We start from the raw sequence: 17,404 nt of genomic DNA, 5'->3' as shown, positions 1-17,404 counted from the left end.
GGGTCTCGTCGGTAGGGTCAGGCCGGCAGCGAGGGTTCCGCCTGGCACAGGGAAAGGCCCAGGCTGGCGCGGCGGCGCAGCCAGGGGCTGGGGCGGTAGCGCGGGTCGCCGCTGAGGCCGTGGAGGCGTTCGAGGATGCGCAGCAGGCGCGCGGCGCCAAGTTCGTCGCCCCAGGCCAGCGGGCCCCGCGGGTAGCCCAGGCCCAGGCGCACCGCCAGGTCGATGTCGGCCGGTTCGGCGATGCGCTGCTGGGCGATCTCGCAGGCCAGGTTGACGATCGACGCCAGGCTGCGCTGGACGATGAAGCCGGCGCTGTCGCGGATCAGCGCCACCACCGCGCCATCGCGGGCGAACAGGGCGTGGGCGGCATCGCGCATGGCATCGGCGGTGACCGGGGTGAGCATCAGGCAGCGCAGGCGCTGCAAATCGGCCAGGACGTCCAGCGCCACCACCCGCGCCGGGTCCACGGCGAAGCGCTGCGCGGCCTGGCTGGCGTCGTCGCCCAGGGGGGCCAGCAGGCACAGCGCCGCGGCGGAGGGGCGCTGGCCGGTCTCGACCCGCGCGCCGAGGCGTTCCAGCAAGGCCAGCAGGCGCGGGCGCTCCTGCTCGTCGTCGACGCCCAGCCATACCGGCGGCAGGCTCTCGCAGGCCGGCACGGCCGCGGCCACCCCGGCGGCCTGCGGCTGCCCTTCGCGGTAGTGGTAGAAACCCTGGCCGCTCTTGCACCCCAGGTGCCCGGCCGCGAGCATCTGGCGCAGCAGCGGGTGCGGGCGGAAGCGCGGCTCCTCGTACCACTGCCGGTACACCGACTCCATCACCGGCAGGCTGACGTCCAGGCCGATCAGGTCGAGCAGTTCGAAGGGCCCCATGCGAAAGCCGGCGCCCTCGCGCAGCACCGCGTCGATCACCGGCACGCCGGCCACGCCCTCGCCGAGGATGCGCAGCGCCTCGGTGCCGAAGGCGCGCCCGGCGTGGTTGACGATGAAGCCGGGGGTGTCCCTGGCGCGCACCGGCTGGTGGCCGATGGCGACCACCAGGGCCTGCAGGCGCTCGCCGACCTCGGCGCGGGTGGCCAGGCCGTCGATCACTTCCACCAGGCGCATGCGCGGCACCGGGTTGAAGAAGTGCAGCCCGGCGACGCGCCCGGCGTCATGGCAGGCCGCGGCGATGGCGGTGATCGACAGCGACGAGGTGTTGCTGGCGAGGATGGCGCCGTCGTCGAGCAGCGCCTCCAGTTGGCGGAACAGCGCCTGCTTGGCCGCCAGGTCCTCGACGATGGCCTCGACCACCAGTTGGCAGCCACGCAGCTCGTCCAGGCTGTGCACCACGTGCAGGTTGTGCAGCGTGCGCTGCATGGCCTCGCCGCTCAGCCGGCCCTTCTCCGCCAGCCTGCCGAGGCTTGCCGCGACCTGCTCGCGGGCCTGCTGCGCCGCGCCGGGGCGCAGGTCGAACAGGCGCGTCGCCAGCCCGGCCCGGGCCATGACCTGGGCGATGCCCCGGCCCATGGCGCCGGCGCCGACGATTCCGATGCGGGTGATGTCCGATGCGTTCATTGGCCCAGGTACTCCGGCTTGCGTTTCTCCAGGAAGGCACGCATGCCCTCCTTCTGGTCGCGGGAATCGAACAACAGCTGGAAGGCCTTGCGCTCCAGCGCCAGAGCCTGCTCCAGCGGCATGTCCAGGCCGGCCAGCACCACTTCCTTGATCTGCGCCAGCGCCAGCGGCGGCATGCCGGCGATCTGCACGGCCAGCTCCAGGGCGCGCGGCAGCACCTGCTCGTCGTCCACCACCTCGCTGGCCAGGCCCATCGCCAGCGCCTCGCCGGCGCTCACCCGGCAGCCGGTCAGCAGCATGCGCAGCGCCTGGTACTTGCCCACCGCCCGCAGCAGGCGCTGGGTGCCGCCGGCGCCGGGCATCACGCCGACGCGGATTTCCGGCTGGGCGAAGGTGGCCGAGGCGCCGGCGACGATCAGGTCGCAGTGCATCGCCAGCTCGCAACCGCCGCCCAGGGCGTAGCCGTTGACGGCGGCGATGACCGGCTTGCTGCAGGCGGCAATCGCCTGCCAGTGGCGTTCGACGTGGCGCTGGTAGACCTGCAGCGCCGAGGCCTCGGCCAGCTCGCCGAGGTCGGCGCCGGCGGCGAAGGCCTGCGCATTGCCGGTGATGACGATCACCCGCGTCTCGGCGCAGCCCTCCAGTTGCCGGAAGTGCGTGGCCAGCGCCTCGCGCAGGCTCATGTTCAGGGCGTTCAGCTGCGCCGGGCGGTTCAGCCGCAGCAGGGCCACGCCCTCCCGCGGGCGCTCCAGCAGCAGCGTGGCTTCGGGGCGCGCGGCCCCATGGCTAGCGCTCATGGCGTTCTCCAAGGCGATGGATTCGAAGGGCGGCCGCCGGCCGCCCGGAAGGCTCAACCGCGGACGATGCCGCGCTGGTACAGGGCCTCGATGGTCTCGGGCGCCAGGCCCAGCTCCGCGAGCACCTCGCGGGTGTCGCCGCCCAGGGCCGGCGGCGCGCTGCGGTAGCTGGCCGGGGTGCGCGAGAGCTTCACCGGCGAGGCGATGCCGCGGTAGTCGCCCAGCTGCACCACCAGGCCGCGGTGGCGGGTGTGCGGGTGCTCCACCACGCGGTCCACCGTGGCCACGGCGCCGCAGGGCACGCCCAGGCGGATCAGCCGCTCGGCCAGTTCGCGGCCGTCGTGCGCCGCCAGGTGGCCTTCCAGCGCCTGCTTCAGCGCCTCGCGGTTGACCAGGCGCTGGCCGTTGTCGGCGAAGCGCGGGTCCTGCGCCAGCTCGCCGGCGCCCAGGTACTCGCAGAGTTTCGCGAACTGGCGGTCGTTGCCCACCGCGAGGAAGATCGGCTCGGTGCCGGTGCGGTAGCTGTCGTAGGGGGCGATGTTCGGGTGGGCGTTGCCGGTGCGCCGCGGCGTGCGGCCGGAGGCGAAGTGGTTCGGCAGGTGCGGGTGCAGCAGCGAGATGCCGCAGTCGTACAGGGCGATGTCCACCGACTGCCCGCGCCCGCTGCGTTCGCGCTCGTGCAGCGCCAGCAGGATGCCGGCCACGGCGTTCAGCCCGGTGACCATGTCGACGATGGGCAGGCCGATGCGCAGCGGCCCGCCCTCGGCCTCGCCGTTCACGCTCATCAGCCCGGCCATGGCCTGGATGGCGGCGTCGTAGCCGGGCAGCCCGCCGAGCGGGCCGTCGGCGCCGAAGCCGGACACCGCGCAGTGGATCAGCCGCGGGAAGCGCTGGCTGAGCACCTCGGCATAGCCGATGCCCCAGCGCGCCAGGGTACCGGGCTTGAAGTTCTCGATCAGCACGTCGGCGCCTTCCAGCAGTTGCAGCAGCAGCTCGATGCCCTCGGGCCGCGAGAGGTCGACGGCGATGCCCTTCTTGTTGCGGTTGACGCCGCGGAAGTAGGACGCGGTGTCGCCCTCGAAGGGCGGGCCCCAGCCGCGCGTCTCGTCGCCGCCCGGGGGTTCCAGCTTGATCACTTGCGCGCCGTGGTCGGCCAGAGCCTGGGAGCAGTAGGGGCCGCCCAGCACGCGGCTCAGGTCGATGACTTTCAGGCCACGCAGGGCACCGGTCTCGTGGTTCATGGCAACTCTCTTGTCGATTCTTGTCGGTTCTTGTCGGTTGCGGGGAATCAGGCGGGCAGCAGCTGCATGGCCTCGTCCAGGCTCAGCTCGCCTTCGTCGAGCAGCCGGGCCAGCACGGCCGGACTGCCCTGCAGACCCAGCGGGTCGCGCGGCAGCAGCTTGTGCTGCAGCACCAGGTGGGCCAGGGCCAGGCGCCGGCGGTCGCTGGCCTGGCGGCCGGCTTCCCAGGCCATGAAGATGGCGCTGCAGATGTGGTAGAGCGCGCTGCCGGCCTGGCGCACCTGCTCGTCCCGGCGGCCCTCGGCCACTTCGGCCATGAGCGCCACGCTGCGCTCCAGCAGCGCCTCGAAGCGGGCGTGGCTGGCGTCCGGCAGGTTGCTCTCGGCCAGCAGGCCGCGCAGGTAGCGGTGCAGCGGCGCCAGGGCCTGCTCGCGGGTGACGGCGCGGGCGATGTCCAGCGCGACTATGTTGCTGGTGCCCTCCCAGATCGAGCCCAGGTGGGCATCGCGTACCAGGCGCGCGTCGCTCCATTCCTCGATGTAGCCGACGCCGCCACGCACCTCCATGGCGTCGCCGGTGACCCGTCGCGCATCGCGGCAGGCGCGGAACTTGATGAGCGGGGTGAGGATGCGCACGCACTTCTGCGCCTCGGCATCACCACCGTCGGCGCGCGGCAGCAGGGTGGCGATCTGCATGAACATGGAGCGCGCCTGCTCGGCCGGCAGCATCAGCTTCAGCAACTGCTTCTGCATCAGCGGCATGTCGACCAGGTGCTTGCCGAACGCGCGGCGGTGGCGGGCGATGAACAGCGCCTCGCTCAACGCCCGGCGCATCAGGCCGGCGGCGCGCACGCCGTTGGACAGGCGCGACATGTTGACCATGTCGGCCATCTGCTGGAAGCCGCGGCCGACCTCGCCGATCAGGTAGGCGCTGGCGCCTTCCAGGCAGATTTCGCCGCTGGCCATGGAGCGGGTGCCCAGCTTGTCCTTCAGGCGCAGGATGCGGTAGGCGTTGCGCGAGCCGTCCGGGCGGTGCCTGGGCAGCAGGAACAGGGTCACGCCCTTCATGCCCTCGGGCGCGCCTTCGGGGCGGGCCAGGACCATGGCCAGGTCGGCGTCGGGGTTGGAGCAGAACCACTTGTCGCCATACAGCTTCCACTCCCCCTCCTCCAGCCGCGCCAGGGTGCGGGTACGGGCCACGTCGGAGCCGGCGGCCTGCTCGGTCATGAACATGGCGCCCTGGAACAGGCTGTCGAAGTCACGCGAGGCCAGCGACGGCAGGTAGCGCGCCACCAGCTCGGGCGAGCCGAACTTGCGCAGGGTGCGGGTCAGCGAGTCGGTCATGCTCACCGGGCAGCACAGGCCGAACTCGGCCTGCACGAACAGGTAGGTGAGCGCGTATTTCACCAGCGGCGGCGGGCCGTCGGGGCGGTGGCTCATGGAGGCCAGGCCGAGTTCCGAATAGGCCACGCGCTCCAGGGCGACGTAGTCCGGGTGCTTGCGGATGCTCTGCAGGTCCTCGCCGCGGCGGGTGCGCGGGGCCAGCACGGGCGGGTTCCTGTCGGCCGACAGGGCCAGCACGTCCAGCTCGTCGCCGGCGCGGGCGCCGAGGCCTTCGAGGGTGTCCTGCCACTGCGCCAGCACCTCCGGCGGCAGGTAGACCTCGAGCAGGCGCCGCAGCGACGGGTCGCACGCATACAGGTTCATGCCCCGGCTGTCGGGAATGTTCAGGGCGTCTTCGGGGCCTATCTCGGGCATAGCGGTCATGGCGCGTCTCCGTGTCTTGTTCTGGCGCCGAGACTAGGAGAGCGTGACGATAAGTATCCAATACAATAAAAATCATCCACGATAAGAAAAACAAATCGTAGAAACCCCGGTGCCCTGCCATGGACCTCAAGCAACTGCGCTATTTCATCGCCGTCGCCGAAGAGCTGCACTTCGGCCGCGCCGCCGCGCGCCTGTTCATCTCCCAGCCGGCGCTGAGCTTCGACATCAAGAAGCTGGAGGAGCAGCTGGGCATCCAGCTGCTGGTGCGCAACAACAAGTCGGTGAAGCTGACCAATGCCGGCCAGGTGCTGCTGGACGAGGCGCGCGACCTGCTGCTGCAGGCCGAGAAGGTGAAGCGCCTGACGCGGCTTTCCGCCGAGGGCGCGGTGGGCCAGCTGCGCGTGGGCTTCGTCAACTCCATGCTCTACCGCGGCCTGCCCCGGGCCATGGCGCGCTTCGAGGCGCAGCACCCGAACATGGAGGTGCTGCTGATGGAAATGAACACCTCCGAGCAGGCCCTGGCGCTGCAGCGCGGGCAGATCGACATCGGCTTCGTGCACTGGGCCAGGCTGCCGCCGGGGATCGTCTCCGAGTGCCTGGTCGCCGACCCCTTCCTCTGCTGCCTGCCGGCCGGCCACCGCCTGGCCGGGCAGGCGCGCATCGACCTCGCCGAACTGCGCGACGAGGGTTTCATCCTGTTCCCGCGCAGCCTGTCGCCGCACTACCACGACCTGATCATCGCCCGCTGCGTGGACGCCGGCTTCAGCCCGCACATCCGCCACGAGGCGCGGCTGTGGCAGACCATCGCGGCCATGGTCGGCCTGGGCATGGGCGTGGCGCTGCTGCCCAAGACGCTGTGCCTGGCCTGGAAGAACGACGTGAGCTACCTGGAGATCGAGCAGAGCGGCGCGCGCTCGGAGATCCACGCCATCCTCGCCGCGCAGGATGCGCCGCAGGCGGCCCAGGGCTTCCTGGCCACCCTGCGCGAGTGCCTGGCCGAGGCCGAGGCGGGCGTCGATACGGAATCGCTTATCACACCATAAGATTAAAAAACTATTGATCCGCAGGGCCCCCGCATAGACTCCGAGCCAACCCGGGCCAACACCGACGCACGCCAGTCGCCACCCCGCGCCCTCCCCCGGAGGGTGCGGGCGGGGCCTGCGCGTCGGCGACAAAAACAATAAGCAGGATTTGCCCATGCCCCGCACGACTCCCCTCTCCGACGCCGAACAGCACAGGAAGGCCCGCAAGGCCGGTATCGCTTCCTTCATCGGCACCACCATCGAGTGGTACGACTTCTACATCTACGGCCTGGCCGCCGCCCTGGTGTTCGGCAAGGTGTTCTTCCCCGCCGACATGGACCCGGGCCTGGCCACGCTGCTGTCCTTCGTCACCCTCTGGTCCGGCTTCATCGCCCGTCCGCTGGGCGGCATCATCTTCGGCCACCTGGGCGACCGCATCGGCCGCAAGACCACCCTGGTGATCACCCTGATCATGATGGGCATCGCCACCACCTGCATCGGCCTGCTGCCGGTCTACGCGCAGATCGGCGTGTGGGCGCCCATCGCCCTGGTGCTGCTGCGCGTCATCCAGGGCATCGCCGTGGGCGGCGAATGGGGCGGCGCCATCCTCATCGCCAGCGAAAGCGCGCCCAGGGGCAAGGGCATTCTCTACGCCGCCTTCGCCCAGCAGGGCTCGCCCACCGGCAACCTGCTGGCGACGCTGGTGTTCTTCGCCCTCAGCGCCCTGCCCACGCCGGAGTTCATCCTCTGGGGCTGGCGCATCCCGTTCCTGATCTCGGCGGTGCTGGTGATCGTCGGCATGGTCATCCGCCTGAAGCTGGAGGAATCGGAGGACATGAAGCGCCTGCTGCAGCAGAACAAGACCGTGAAGCTGCCGCTGGCGGAAGTGCTGCGCAAGCACTGGCTGATCGTGCTGCTGGGCGCCGGGGTGCTGCCGGTGATCCACGTCACCTACTTCAAGAGCACCTTCGCGCTGTCCTGGGCGACCAAGGCCCTCGGCTACAGCCAGGGCACCTTCCTCAGCATCATCGTCATCGCCCTGGTGGTGCAGTTCATCACCCAGCCGCTGGGCGCGCTGCTGACCTCGCGCATCGACATGCGCAAGGCGGTGTGCCTGATGGTGCTGCCGGAGTTCATCCTGATGCCGGCGATGTTCTTCGCCGTGGAAACCAAGGTCTACTGGATAGCCGCCGTGGGCATGTGCCTGGCCACGGTGCCCCACGCGATGTTCTACGGCGCGGTGGGCGGCATCCTCGCCCGCGCCTTCCCGGCCCGGGTGCGCTACACCGGGCTGTCGCTGGCCTACCAGCTGTGCTCGCTGCTGGTGGGCGGCGGCACCCCGGTGCTGGCCCAGTGGATCCTCAACAGCAGCGGCAGCATCGTCGGCGTGGCCATCGCCTCGGGGCTCTACGCCGCGGTTTCGCTGGCCTGCACCCTGGCGCTGCTGCGCATCACCGGCTTCAACGCCAGCGAGCTGTCCAGCGCCGAGCACGCCGACGCCCGCGACCTCGCCGCGGGCACCGAACCGGAGCCGGTGTCAGGCGAGCGCGGCCGGCGCGTGCACGCCGGCCCGCACCCGGCCTGAGTCAGGCTTCCTCGAAGTGCATCTCCGGCGGCTGCTGACGGAAGCCGCCGGTGAGCACGGCCAGGTAGACCACCCCGGCGGTGAGCCAGGCCAGGCCCAGGTAGATGGCCAGGTGGTCGAGGCTGGCCATCAGCCACAGGTCGGCGACCAGGCCGATCAGCGGGAACGCCAGGAACAGCACCGCGCCGCGCAGGCCGCGTTCGCCGCGGGCGATCCAGTAGTGGAAGATCACCGACAGGTTGACCAGGCTGAAGGCCAGGAAGGCGCCGAAGTTGATGAACGAGGTGGAGGTGGTCACGTCCATCTCCAGCGCCAGCAGGGCCACCACGCCGCACAGCACTATGCTGCCCACCGGGGTGCCGAAGCGCTCGCTCAGGGTGCCGAAGAAGGCCTTGGGCAGCACGCCGTCGCGGCCCATGGCGAACAGCAGGCGCGAGGCGCTGGCCTGGGCCGACAGGCCGGAGGTGAACTGGCCGACGATCAGGCCGATGAGGAAGATGCTGACGAAGAGGTCGCCGCCGATGTTGCGGGCGATCTCGTAGGCCGCCGAGTCGGCGTTCTGGAACTCGGTGGACGGGTGCGCCAGTTGCACGAAGTAGCTGGCGGCGATGAAGATGCAGCCGCCGATCAGGGTGATCAGCAGGATGGCGCGCGGGATGTTCTTGCGCGGCTCGTGGGTTTCCTCGGTCAGCGTGCTGACCGCGTCGAAGCCCAGGAACGAATAGCAGGCGATGGCCGCGCCGCTCATGATCAGCGGCAGCTGCACGCCTTCCTTGAAGAAGGGTTCCAGCGACCACAGCGGCTTGCCGGCGTCGCCCAGCACGTAGTGCACCGCCAGCAGCACGAAGGCCGCCAGCACCAGGAACTGCACCAGCATCAGCACGCCGTTGACGTTCTTCGCCAGGCGCAGGCCGATGACGTTGATGCCGGTGGTCACCCCGATGAAGGCCAGCACCCACAGCGCCTGGGGCACCGCCGGGAAGGCCGAGTGCAGGTAGGCCGCGCCGATCAGCCAGATGGCCATGGGCAGGAACAGGTAGTCCAGCAGCACGCCCCAGCCGGCGAGGAAGCCCAGCTTGGGGCTGATGGATTTGCGCACGTAGGTGTAGGCCGAGCCGGCCACCGGGAATGCGGCGGCCATGCGCCCGTAGCTGAGCGCGGTGAAGAGCATCGCCACCGAGGCCACGAGGTACGCGGCGGGCACCACGCCGCCGGTGGTGTCGGCGAGGATGCCGAAGGTGCCGAGGACGATGATGGGGGTCATGTAGGCGATGCCGAACAGCACCACCGCGCCCAGCGAGAGGGTCCGCTTGAGTCGAGCCATTACTGCTTACTCCGAGTTGTGGTTGTTATGGCAGAGTCGAAATCGACGCGTGCAAAGGCGCCTCCCCTCACCCGGGAGACGCAGGCGGAAGGGGCTCCCCCGCCGGTACTGCTTGGGAAGATCGGTCGGCGCGGCCCTGCGCCTTCCGGGGCTCAGCCCGGAATCAGCAGCTCGCGCAGGCCGTCGGCGTGCTCGCGCAACTCGCCGGGCAGCTCGAAGCGACGCTCGGCGAGGTAGCTGTAGTCGTGGCGCGACTGCTGCAGGCGCGCCAGGTCCAGTTCCACGCTCAGCCGGCATTCCTCGCGGCCGGCCTCGCAGAGCAGCTGGCCGTAGGGGTCGACCACCGCGCTGCCGCCGGCGAACACCAGGCCGCCGTCGCCTTCGCCGACGCGGTTCACCATCACCGCGTAGGCCTGGTTCTCCATGGCCCGGCCCATGATCGCGGTGCGGTGGGTGGGGCCGTAGGGGTCCATGTTGCCGTTGGTCACCAGGATCAGCTCGGCGCCCAGCTGGCCGAGGGCGCGGGCGCTTTCCGGGAACTCGATGTCGAAGCAGATCAGGATGCCCACCCGCACGCCCTTGAACAGCGCGGTGGCGTAGCGGTCGCCGGGGGTGAAGATGCCGCGATCGGAGGCCCACAGGTGGGTCTTGCGGTACTTCAGGGCGATGCCTTCGGGGGTGATCAGCAGCGTGGTGTTGTAATGGCGGCCGTCGTCGCCGGCCTCGGCGATGCCCACCACCACGGCGAGGTCGCGCTCCTGCGCGGCCTGCTGCACGGCGCGCACGCTGGGGCCGTCCAGCGGCTCGGCGAGGCGGGCGACGTTGTCCTCGGTGGGGAAGCCCATCAGCTGGGTCTCGGGGAACACCACCAGGTCGGTATCCGCGGCGCAGGCGCGGATGGCCGCCAGGGTACGCCCGAGGTTGTAGGCGGTGTCGCCGTCGCGGCCGGCCAGTTGGACGAGTTCGACCTTCATTGCAGCTCCTGTTGTTCTCGCGCCGGCCTCGATCGCCGCGCTCTGGGTGAATCAGCCGTCCTGGCCAGGGAAACATGACCGCCCGGCGCAAAAGGGTCAGAATGCGCGCCGGGCCGGTGCAAGGCATTCACCGAGTATGCAGTTCGCCATCGCGCCCGGGTAATTACGCCCACGTGGTAACCCAACAGGGGTAGAGGCATGAACCTTACGCTGCAGGACATCGCCTGGCACCGCTCGGTCGGGCAGCTGATCGAGACGCTGGACAAGCCCAACTTCTGGCTCGCCCTGGTGCGCCTGCTCGACGAGTATGTGCCATTCGACAGCTGGGTGGCGCTGCTCTTCAGCAACGGCCGCCCGCAGGTGTTCGCCGAGTGCCCGGGCGAGGACGGCGGCCCCGACCCGCTGTTCCAGGACTACCTCAAGGGCCTGTACCTGCTCGACCCCTTCTACATCGCCAGCCGCGAGGCGCCGGGCAGCGGCCTGCTGCGCCTGGCCGACGTGGCCCCGGAATGCTTCGAGCAGACCGACTACTACCAGCGCTACTTCCGCCTCAACGTGGTGGCCGACGAGGTGCAGTTCAACGTGCAGCTCGACGCCGAGCGCACCCTCTGCCTGTCCCTGGGCAGCAAGGGCCGCTTCAGCGCCGAGCAGGTCGCCCTGCTCGACCTGCTGCGCCCCTGGGTGGCCGGGCTGATGCGCCAGCGCATGGCCTTCGAGCGCGAACTGCTGGAACAGGCCACGCCCCCGGCGCCACGCTGGCAGAGCCGCCTGGAAGAAACCGTGGAACGCCTGGAAACCCCGCTGACTGCACGCGAGCTGGAAGTGGGCCGGCTAATGCTCAGTGGCTGCTCCAGCAAGGAGATAGCGCGCAAGCTGGCGATTTCGGCGGAGACGGTGAAGGTGCACCGCAAGCACATGTACAGCAAGCTGGGGATCAAGTCGCAGTCGGAGTTGTTTTCGTTGTTCCTGCAGGCGCAGGGGTAAGCCAGGGGCAATTTTTCGTAGGAGCGAGCTTGCTCGCGAACCTTGGTCCCCTGCACCTCCCTTAACCTTGTCATTCCCGCGAACTCGGTAACCCAGTGGCTTGGGGGCTTGGTGTAGCGCGCCGCTCCGAGTGCTCGGATGTCTCTCGTTTCGCCCCCTCGGGCGAGTCCCTTTTGTCAAACGCCACAAAAGGAACCAAAAAGGCTTGCCCCGCATACGGGCCCGATGGAGCCGGGCTACCCTCGCGAACTCCCCCGCCACGGAGGCCCGCCCCGACAGCACGTCCCTGTGCTGATCGGGGCTCTCGCGACATCCATGTCGCATGACCTCCTGAGCGCCGGTTTCGCTCGGCCTTCTGAAGGGGCGTTCCGGTGCGCTCGGTTGTTTCTCTGGAAGTCCCAAGGCAAAAGCCAGAGCAAGAGCGGCACGGCTCTTCGTAGGAGCGAGCTTGCTCGCGAACCCTGGGTTTCCGCGTTCGCGATAGTTCGTAGGTTCTAGGAAGCACGGACGTAGGAGCGGACTCCGTCCGCGATAGGCCGAGCGCCGTTGCGAAATCGCAGATGAATCCATGCCTCCCTGGCCTGTAGGACGAATAACCGTTCGCGGTTATCCGCCGTTGGCCCGCGCTCCCGTGGCTACAGCCCCGCATCGGGAGCCGGTTCCAGGATCAGGCTGCCCAGCGGCGGCAGGTCCAGCAGCAGCGAATACGGCTGGCCATGGGAGGGTTCCGGGAGCGTCTCGCAGCGCTCGCGGCTGCCGGCGTCGGAGCCGGCGTAGGCGGCGCCGTCGGAGTTCAGGCGCACGCGCCAGGCGCCCTGCAGCGGCACCCCCACCCGGTAGCCCTCGCGCGGCTGGGGGGTGAAGTTGTGCACCACCAGCAGCGGCGAACGCTCGCGGTCCAGGCGCAGCCAGGCGTAGACGCTGTTGCGCTGGTCGTCGCCGATCAGCCAGTGGAAGCCCTCGGGGCCGTCGTCCAGCTGGTGCAGCGCCGGCAGCCCGCGGTACAGGCCGTTGAGGTCGCGCACCAGCGCCTGCACCCCCAGGTGCTCGGCGTAGCGCAGCAGGTACCAGTCCAGCTGGTCGTCGTGGTCCCATTCGCGCCACTGGCCGAACTCGCAACCCATGAACAGCAGCTTGCGCCCCGGGTGCGTCCACATCAGGCTCAGGTACAGGCGCAGGTTGGCGAACTGGCGCCAGCGGTCGCCGGGCATCTTGGCCAGCAGCGAGCCCTTGCCGTGCACCACCTCGTCGTGGGAGATGGGCAGGATGAAGCGCTCGGTGAAGGCGTACAGCAGGCCGAAGGTCAGGCGGTGGTGGTGGTAGCCGCGGTACAGCGGGTCCTCGCGGATGTAGGCCAGGGTGTCGTGCATCCAGCCCATGTTCCACTTGTGCGAGAAGCCCAGCCCGCCCTCGGCCACCGGCCGGCTGACGCCGGGCCAGGCGGTGGATTCCTCGGCGATCACCAGGGCGTCGGGCACCTCGGCGGCCACCACTTCGTTGAGGTGGCGGAGGAACTCGATGGCCTCCAGGTTCTCGCGCCCGCCGTGGCGGTTGGGGATCCACTCGCCTTCCTTGCGCGAGTAGTCGCGGTAGAGCATCGAGGCCACGGCGTCGACGCGCAGGCCGTCGACGTGGTACTCGCGCAGCCAGTGCAGCGCCGAGGCCAGCAGGAAGCCGTGCACCTCGGTGCGGCCGAGGTTGTAGATGTAGGTGTCCCAGTCCGGGTGGAAGCCCTCGAAGGGGTGCGCGTACTCGTACAGCGCGGTGCCGTCGAACTGCCCCAGGCCGTGCTCGTCGGTGGGGAAATGCGCCGGCACCCAGTCGAGGATGACGCCGATGCCGGCCAGGTGGCAGCGCTCGACGAAGGCGGCGAACTGCGCCGGGCTGCCATAGCGCGCGGTGGGCGCGAACAGCGACAGCGGCTGGTAGCCCCAGGAGCCGCCGAAGGGGTGCTCCATGACCGGCATCAGCTCGACGTGGGTGAAGCCCATGTCCTGCAGGTAGGGGATCAGCCGCTCGGCCAGCTCGTCCCAGCTCGGCGGCCGGCCGTCCAGGGTCTGCCAGGAACCGGCGTGCAGCTCGTAGATCGCCAGCGGGCTTTGCGGCCCCTGGCGGCCGTGGCGCTCGCGCATCCAGCGCTCGTCCCGCCATTGCCGCGGGGTGGGCTCGGCCACCCGCGAGCCGGTGGCCGGCGGCCGCTCGGTGGCCAGCGCCAGCGGGTCGGCCTTCAGCGGCAGCAGGCCGCCGGGGCCGAGGATTTCATACTTGTAGACCTCGCCGGGCTGCAGGCGCGGCACGAACAGTTCCCAGACGCCGCTGGGGTAGCGCAGGCGCATGGCGTGGCGGCGCCCGTCCCAGGCGTTGAAGTCGCCCACCACCGACACACGCCGGGCGTTGGGCGCCCACACCGCGAAGCGCACCCCGGCCACGCCGTCCAGGGTCATGGCCTGGGCGCCGAAGCACTGGCCGAGGTGGCGGTGGTTGCCCTCGGCAAACAGGTAGAGGTCGGTGTCGCCCAGCAGCGGGCCGAAGGCGTACGAGTCCTCGGTGATCTGCTCGCCCTCGGGCCAGTGGATGCGCAGCAGGTAGGCCTGGCGCGCATCCAGGTGGGCGCTGAATAGCCCGCTGGCGTCCTGCTGCTCCATGGCCGCGAGGAACTCGCCCTCGCGGCCCAGCAGCTCGCAGGCCAAGGCTCCCGGCAGCCAGGCCCGCACGCGCCAGCCGTCGCCCTCCGGGTGCGCGCCGAGGAAGGCGAAGGGGTCGCCGTGCTCGGCCCGCTGCAGCCGTTCCAGGTGGTTGCGTTCGTCGTCGTGCGACGCCTGTGTCATGTCCTTCCTCCCAGCAGGTGGAGCGCGAGCTCCAGCATTCCCAGCAGCGGCACCCCGACCCAGTCGGGCCGGTGGCCGCTCTCGTAGACCACTTCGTAGGCCGCCTTCTCCAGGCTGAACAGCGCCATGGCCGCGCCCTCCCCCTCGCGCCCGTGCCATTCGTGGGGCAGCCCGGCGGCCGCCAGGCGGTAGGCATCGAGGAAAGCGTCGCGGGCCTGGGTGCGGTAGCGCTGGGCGATGGCGCGGCGCACCTGCACCGCCTCCTCCGAGACGTCGGCGCTCTGCAGGTTGCGTTCGGCCATGGCGGCGGCGTAGTCGAAGGAACGCAGCACCCCGGCCACGTCCTTCATCGGGCTGTTCAGGGCCCGGCGTTGCTCCAGCGAGCGGTTGGGCTCGCCCTCGAAATCGATCAGGTAGGCGTCCTCCTGCACCACCAGCACCTGGCCCAGGTGCAGGTCGCCGTGCACGCGGATCATCAGCCCGCCCTCGGCCAGCCGCGCCAGGTTGCCCACCGCCAGCAGCAGTTCGTCGCGCAGCTCCAGCAGGCGGGCGGCCTGGGCGCGGCCGCGCTCGTCCAGGCCCGGGGCGTCTTCCAGCGCCTGCAGGGCCTGGCCGACCTGGGCGCCGACGCCCTCCTGCCAGGCGCGGCTATCGGCCGGGCCGCTGCGCCGCGGGGCGAAGTCCGGCTCGTCCACGCCCTCGGCGAGCACCTGATGCATCTCGCCCAGGCGCCGGCCGAGGGTGGCGGCGAAGCCGCGCAGCTCGTCCAGGGCATCGAACTCCGGGGGCTGCGCGGCGCCGGCGGCCAGGGCCTCGCGGATGGCCCGCTCCAGGTTGTTCTGCGTCCAGGTCCAGGCGTCGCCCTGGTTGCTCAGGTAGCCCTGCAGCAGCATCAGGGTGTGCGCCTGGCCCTGCTCGTCCACCCGGCGCACCTCGCCCAGCAGCGGCGCGACGTTGGCAAAGCCGTGGCGGCTCAGGTAGGCGCCCATTTCCGCCTCCGGGTGCAGGCCGGGCGAGACGCGCCGCAGCACCTTGAGCAGCAGGCCGTCGCCGAGCAGCGCCGAGGTGTTCGACTGGTCCGCGGCGAGTACCCGCACCGGGGCGTCCTCGGCCAGCTCCGGCCCGGCCAGGCCGGGCTGCGGCACGAACTGCACCTCGCCGCCCGGGCCGACCAGGGTGGCGCCCTGGCGCAGCAGCTGCAGCACGGCGCGGCTGAAGCGCGGCAGGCTCAGGGCGTCGGTCAGCAGGCCGACGCGGCGGCCACGGCGCAGGCGGGCCATGGCCAACTGCTGCGGCAGGTCGTAGCCGCTGCTGCTCTTTTCCGGCGCCGCGGCCAGGGGCAGCTGGTAGTGCTCGCACAGCTCGCCGTCGCGGTATTCCAGCTCCACCAGCAACGGCGCGGCGTCGCCCTCCTCCAGCGGCAGCGCGTAGAGCAGGCGCACGCTGCCGGGCAGCGCCCGGGCATGGGGGAACCAGCGCCGGCGCGGCAGGTAGCGCGGTAGCGAATCCTTCTCCAGCAGCTCGCGCGGGGTGCCGCCCATGAGTTCCTCCAGGCGCTGGCCCAGCACCAGGGTGGGCAGCTCCGGCAGGCGCTCCTCGGGCTGGCGGTGCCAGCTGGGCATGCGCTGCGAGTCGGCCAGGTAGAACCAGTAGAAGCCGTAGGGCGGCAGTGTCAGCAGGTAGGTCAGCCGGCCGATCGGCGGGAAGGCGGCGCCGCCTAGCATTTCCAGCGGCACGCAGCCTTCGAACTCGGCCAGTTCCAGCTCCACCGCCTGGGCCGCGCCGGACAGGTTGGCGATGCACAGCAGACTGTCCTCGCCCTCCTCGCCGCGGTACTGCCGCAGGTAGGCGAGGATGCGCCTGTTGCTCGGCGACAGCAGGGTCATGCTGCCGCGGCCGAAGGCCTTCTGCTGCCTGCGCACGGCGAGCATGCGCCGTGTCCAGTTGAGCAGCGAATGCGGGTCACGCAGTTGCGCCTCGACGTTGACGCTCTGGTAGCCGTACAGCGGGTCGAGGATCGGCGGCAGCACCAGGCTCGCCGGGTCGGCGCGGGAGAAGCCGCCGTTGCGGTCCACCGACCACTGCATGGGGGTGCGCACGCCGTCGCGGTCGCCCAGGTAGATGTTGTCGCCCATGCCGATCTCGTCGCCGTAGTACAGCGTCGGCGTGCCGGGCATCGACAGCAGCAGGCTGTTGAGCAGCTCGATGCGCCGCCGGTCGCGCTCCACCAGCGGCGCCAGGCGCCGGCGGATGCCCAGGTTGATGCGCGCGCGGCGGTCGGCGGCGTAGTAGTTCCACAGGTAGTCGCGCTCGTCGTCGGTGACCATCTCCAGTGTCAGCTCGTCGTGGTTGCGCAGGAAGATGGCCCACTGGCAGTTGTCGGGGATGGCCGGGGTCTGGCGCAGGATGTCGCTGATGGGGAAGCGGTCTTCCTGGGCGATGGCCATGTACATGCGCGGCATCAGCGGGAAGTGGAAGGCCATGTGGCATTCGTCGCCGGGGCCGCTGTCGTCCATGCCGCCGAAATAGGGCCGGGTGTCCTCCGGCCACTGGTTGGCCTCGGCCAGCAGCATGCGGTCGGGGTAATGGGCGTCCAGCTCGGCGCGGATGCGCTTGAGCACGGCGTGGGTCTGCGGCAGGTTCTCGCTGCTGGTGCCCTCGCGCTCGATCAGGTAGGGAATGGCGTCCAGGCGCAGGCCGTCCACGCCCAGGTCGAGCCAGAAGCGCATCACCCCGAGCACGGCGCGCAGCACCTGGGGGTTGTCGAAGTTCAGGTCCGGCTGGTGCGAGTAGAAGCGGTGCCAGTAGTACTGCCCGGCCTGCGGGTCCCAGGTCCAGTTGGAGGTCTCGCTGTCGACGAAGATGATCCGGGTGCCGGCGTAGCGCTCGTCGCTGTCGGACCAGACGTACCACTCCCGCGCCCGCGAGCCCTTCTTCGCCCGCCGCGCACGCTGGAACCAGGGGTGCTGGTCGGAGGTGTGGTTGATCACGAGCTCGGTGATCACCCGCAGGTCGCGCGCGTGGGCGGCGGCGATGAAGCGGCGCACGTCGGCCAGGGTGCCGTAGTCGGGGTGCACGCCGCGGTACATGGCGATGTCGTAGCCGTCGTCGCGCCGCGGCGAGGGGTAGAACGGCAGCAGCCAGAGGGTGTTCACCCCCAGGTCGGCGATGTAGTCCAGCTTCTCGATCAGCCCGGGGAAGTCGCCGATGCCGTCGTTGTTGGCATCGAAGAAGGACTTCACGTGCAGCTGGTAGATGACCGCGTCCTTGTACCAGAGCGGGTCGTGCAGGAAGGGACGGGGCTTTCTCAGGCGTCTGGCCATGGGCGAC

The 17,404-nt window shown here is 70.3% G+C and carries 11 protein-coding genes; 3 read left to right on the top strand and 8 right to left on the bottom strand.

All coding sequences use genetic code 11. The features are described from left to right. Positions 1 to 17: 17 nt before the first annotated feature. From DK254_RS10685 to DK254_RS10670, 4 genes are read right to left on the bottom strand one after another with little or no spacing between them, the layout of a single operon-like run. Positions 18 to 1,553 carry a 3-hydroxyacyl-CoA dehydrogenase gene (locus DK254_RS10685; protein ID WP_109933753.1) on the bottom strand — a complete coding sequence of 512 codons (1,536 nt, stop codon included), beginning with the start codon at positions 1,551 to 1,553 and terminating at the stop codon, positions 18 to 20. Beyond that, entirely contained in the window at positions 1,550 to 2,350 is an 801-nt protein-coding gene (locus DK254_RS10680) for an enoyl-CoA hydratase (RefSeq protein WP_109933982.1), read from the bottom strand. The genes DK254_RS10685 and DK254_RS10680 overlap by 4 nt, the downstream gene beginning before the upstream one ends. A 53-nt stretch (positions 2,351 to 2,403) precedes the next feature. Further along, positions 2,404 to 3,591 carry a CaiB/BaiF CoA-transferase family protein gene (locus tag DK254_RS10675; protein WP_109933752.1) on the bottom strand — a complete coding sequence of 396 codons (1,188 nt, stop codon included), beginning with the start codon at positions 3,589 to 3,591 and terminating at the stop codon, positions 2,404 to 2,406. Between the two features lie 47 nt (positions 3,592 to 3,638). Continuing rightward, complete coding sequence (locus tag DK254_RS10670; RefSeq protein WP_109933751.1) at positions 3,639 to 5,357, bottom strand: acyl-CoA dehydrogenase family protein; 1,719 nt, start codon at positions 5,355 to 5,357, stop codon at positions 3,639 to 3,641. Between the two features lie 119 nt (positions 5,358 to 5,476). Here DK254_RS10670 and DK254_RS10665 point away from each other — a divergent pair, with 119 nt between their 5' ends. Beyond that, a complete protein-coding gene (locus DK254_RS10665; RefSeq protein WP_109933750.1) occupies positions 5,477 to 6,400 on the top strand; it encodes a LysR substrate-binding domain-containing protein in 924 nt (307 codons plus the stop codon). Positions 6,401 to 6,554: 154 nt separating this feature from the next. Then, entirely contained in the window at positions 6,555 to 7,964 is a 1,410-nt protein-coding gene (locus DK254_RS10660; protein WP_109933749.1) for an MFS transporter, read from the top strand. A gap of 1 nt (position 7,965) precedes the next feature. On the opposite strand, the gene DK254_RS10655 is transcribed toward DK254_RS10660, so the two are convergent. After that, positions 7,966 to 9,288, bottom strand: a complete 1,323-nt coding sequence (locus DK254_RS10655) for an APC family permease (protein ID WP_109933748.1) — start codon at positions 9,286 to 9,288, stop codon at positions 7,966 to 7,968. Between the two features lie 152 nt (positions 9,289 to 9,440). Continuing rightward, on the bottom strand, positions 9,441 to 10,262 hold the full coding sequence (locus DK254_RS10650; RefSeq protein WP_109933747.1) for a carbon-nitrogen hydrolase family protein: 822 nt from the start codon (positions 10,260 to 10,262) through the stop codon (positions 9,441 to 9,443). A 198-nt stretch (positions 10,263 to 10,460) separates the two neighbouring features. Between DK254_RS10650 and DK254_RS10645 the strand changes: the two genes are divergently transcribed. After that, positions 10,461 to 11,246: a helix-turn-helix transcriptional regulator gene (locus DK254_RS10645; RefSeq protein ID WP_109933746.1), complete on the top strand. Its 786-nt coding sequence runs from the start codon at positions 10,461 to 10,463 to the stop codon at positions 11,244 to 11,246. 635 nt (positions 11,247 to 11,881) lie between these two features. Here DK254_RS10645 and glgB read toward each other — a convergent pair. Together glgB and treS are read right to left on the bottom strand one after the other, a co-directional pair. After that, positions 11,882 to 14,074, bottom strand: a complete 2,193-nt coding sequence (glgB, locus tag DK254_RS10640; protein WP_109933745.1) for a 1,4-alpha-glucan branching protein GlgB — start codon at positions 14,072 to 14,074, stop codon at positions 11,882 to 11,884. Next, entirely contained in the window at positions 14,071 to 17,397 is a 3,327-nt protein-coding gene (treS, locus tag DK254_RS10635) for a maltose alpha-D-glucosyltransferase (protein WP_109933744.1), read from the bottom strand. Before treS ends, glgB begins: the two co-directional genes overlap by 4 nt. Between the last annotated feature and the right edge of the window lie 7 nt (positions 17,398 to 17,404).

The organism is Pseudomonas sp. RW407, from assembly GCF_003176655.1.
In the GTDB taxonomy this organism is placed as follows: domain Bacteria; phylum Pseudomonadota; class Gammaproteobacteria; order Pseudomonadales; family Pseudomonadaceae; genus Pseudomonas; species Pseudomonas delhiensis.
Note: the sequence above shows the minus strand (reverse complement) of the source record. Positions and strands in the feature narration are given on the sequence as shown.

Excerpts from the sequence above, each read along its gene's own strand:
- DK254_RS10685 (WP_109933753.1), bottom strand. The coding sequence starts at position 1,553 with ATGAACGCATCGGACATCACCCGCATCGGAATCGTCGGCGCCGGCGCC.
- DK254_RS10680 (WP_109933982.1), bottom strand. The coding sequence starts at position 2,350 with ATGAGCGCTAGCCATGGGGCCGCGCGCCCCGAAGCCACGCTGCTGCTG.
- DK254_RS10675 (WP_109933752.1), bottom strand. The coding sequence starts at position 3,591 with ATGAACCACGAGACCGGTGCCCTGCGTGGCCTGAAAGTCATCGACCTG.
- DK254_RS10670 (WP_109933751.1), bottom strand. The coding sequence starts at position 5,357 with ATGACCGCTATGCCCGAGATAGGCCCCGAAGACGCCCTGAACATTCCC.
- DK254_RS10665 (WP_109933750.1), top strand. The coding sequence starts at position 5,477 with ATGGACCTCAAGCAACTGCGCTATTTCATCGCCGTCGCCGAAGAGCTG.
- DK254_RS10660 (WP_109933749.1), top strand. The coding sequence starts at position 6,555 with ATGCCCCGCACGACTCCCCTCTCCGACGCCGAACAGCACAGGAAGGCC.
- DK254_RS10655 (WP_109933748.1), bottom strand. The coding sequence starts at position 9,288 with ATGGCTCGACTCAAGCGGACCCTCTCGCTGGGCGCGGTGGTGCTGTTC.
- DK254_RS10650 (WP_109933747.1), bottom strand. The coding sequence starts at position 10,262 with ATGAAGGTCGAACTCGTCCAACTGGCCGGCCGCGACGGCGACACCGCC.
- DK254_RS10645 (WP_109933746.1), top strand. The coding sequence starts at position 10,461 with ATGAACCTTACGCTGCAGGACATCGCCTGGCACCGCTCGGTCGGGCAG.
- glgB (WP_109933745.1), bottom strand. The coding sequence starts at position 14,074 with ATGACACAGGCGTCGCACGACGACGAACGCAACCACCTGGAACGGCTG.
- treS (WP_109933744.1), bottom strand. The coding sequence starts at position 17,397 with ATGGCCAGACGCCTGAGAAAGCCCCGTCCCTTCCTGCACGACCCGCTC.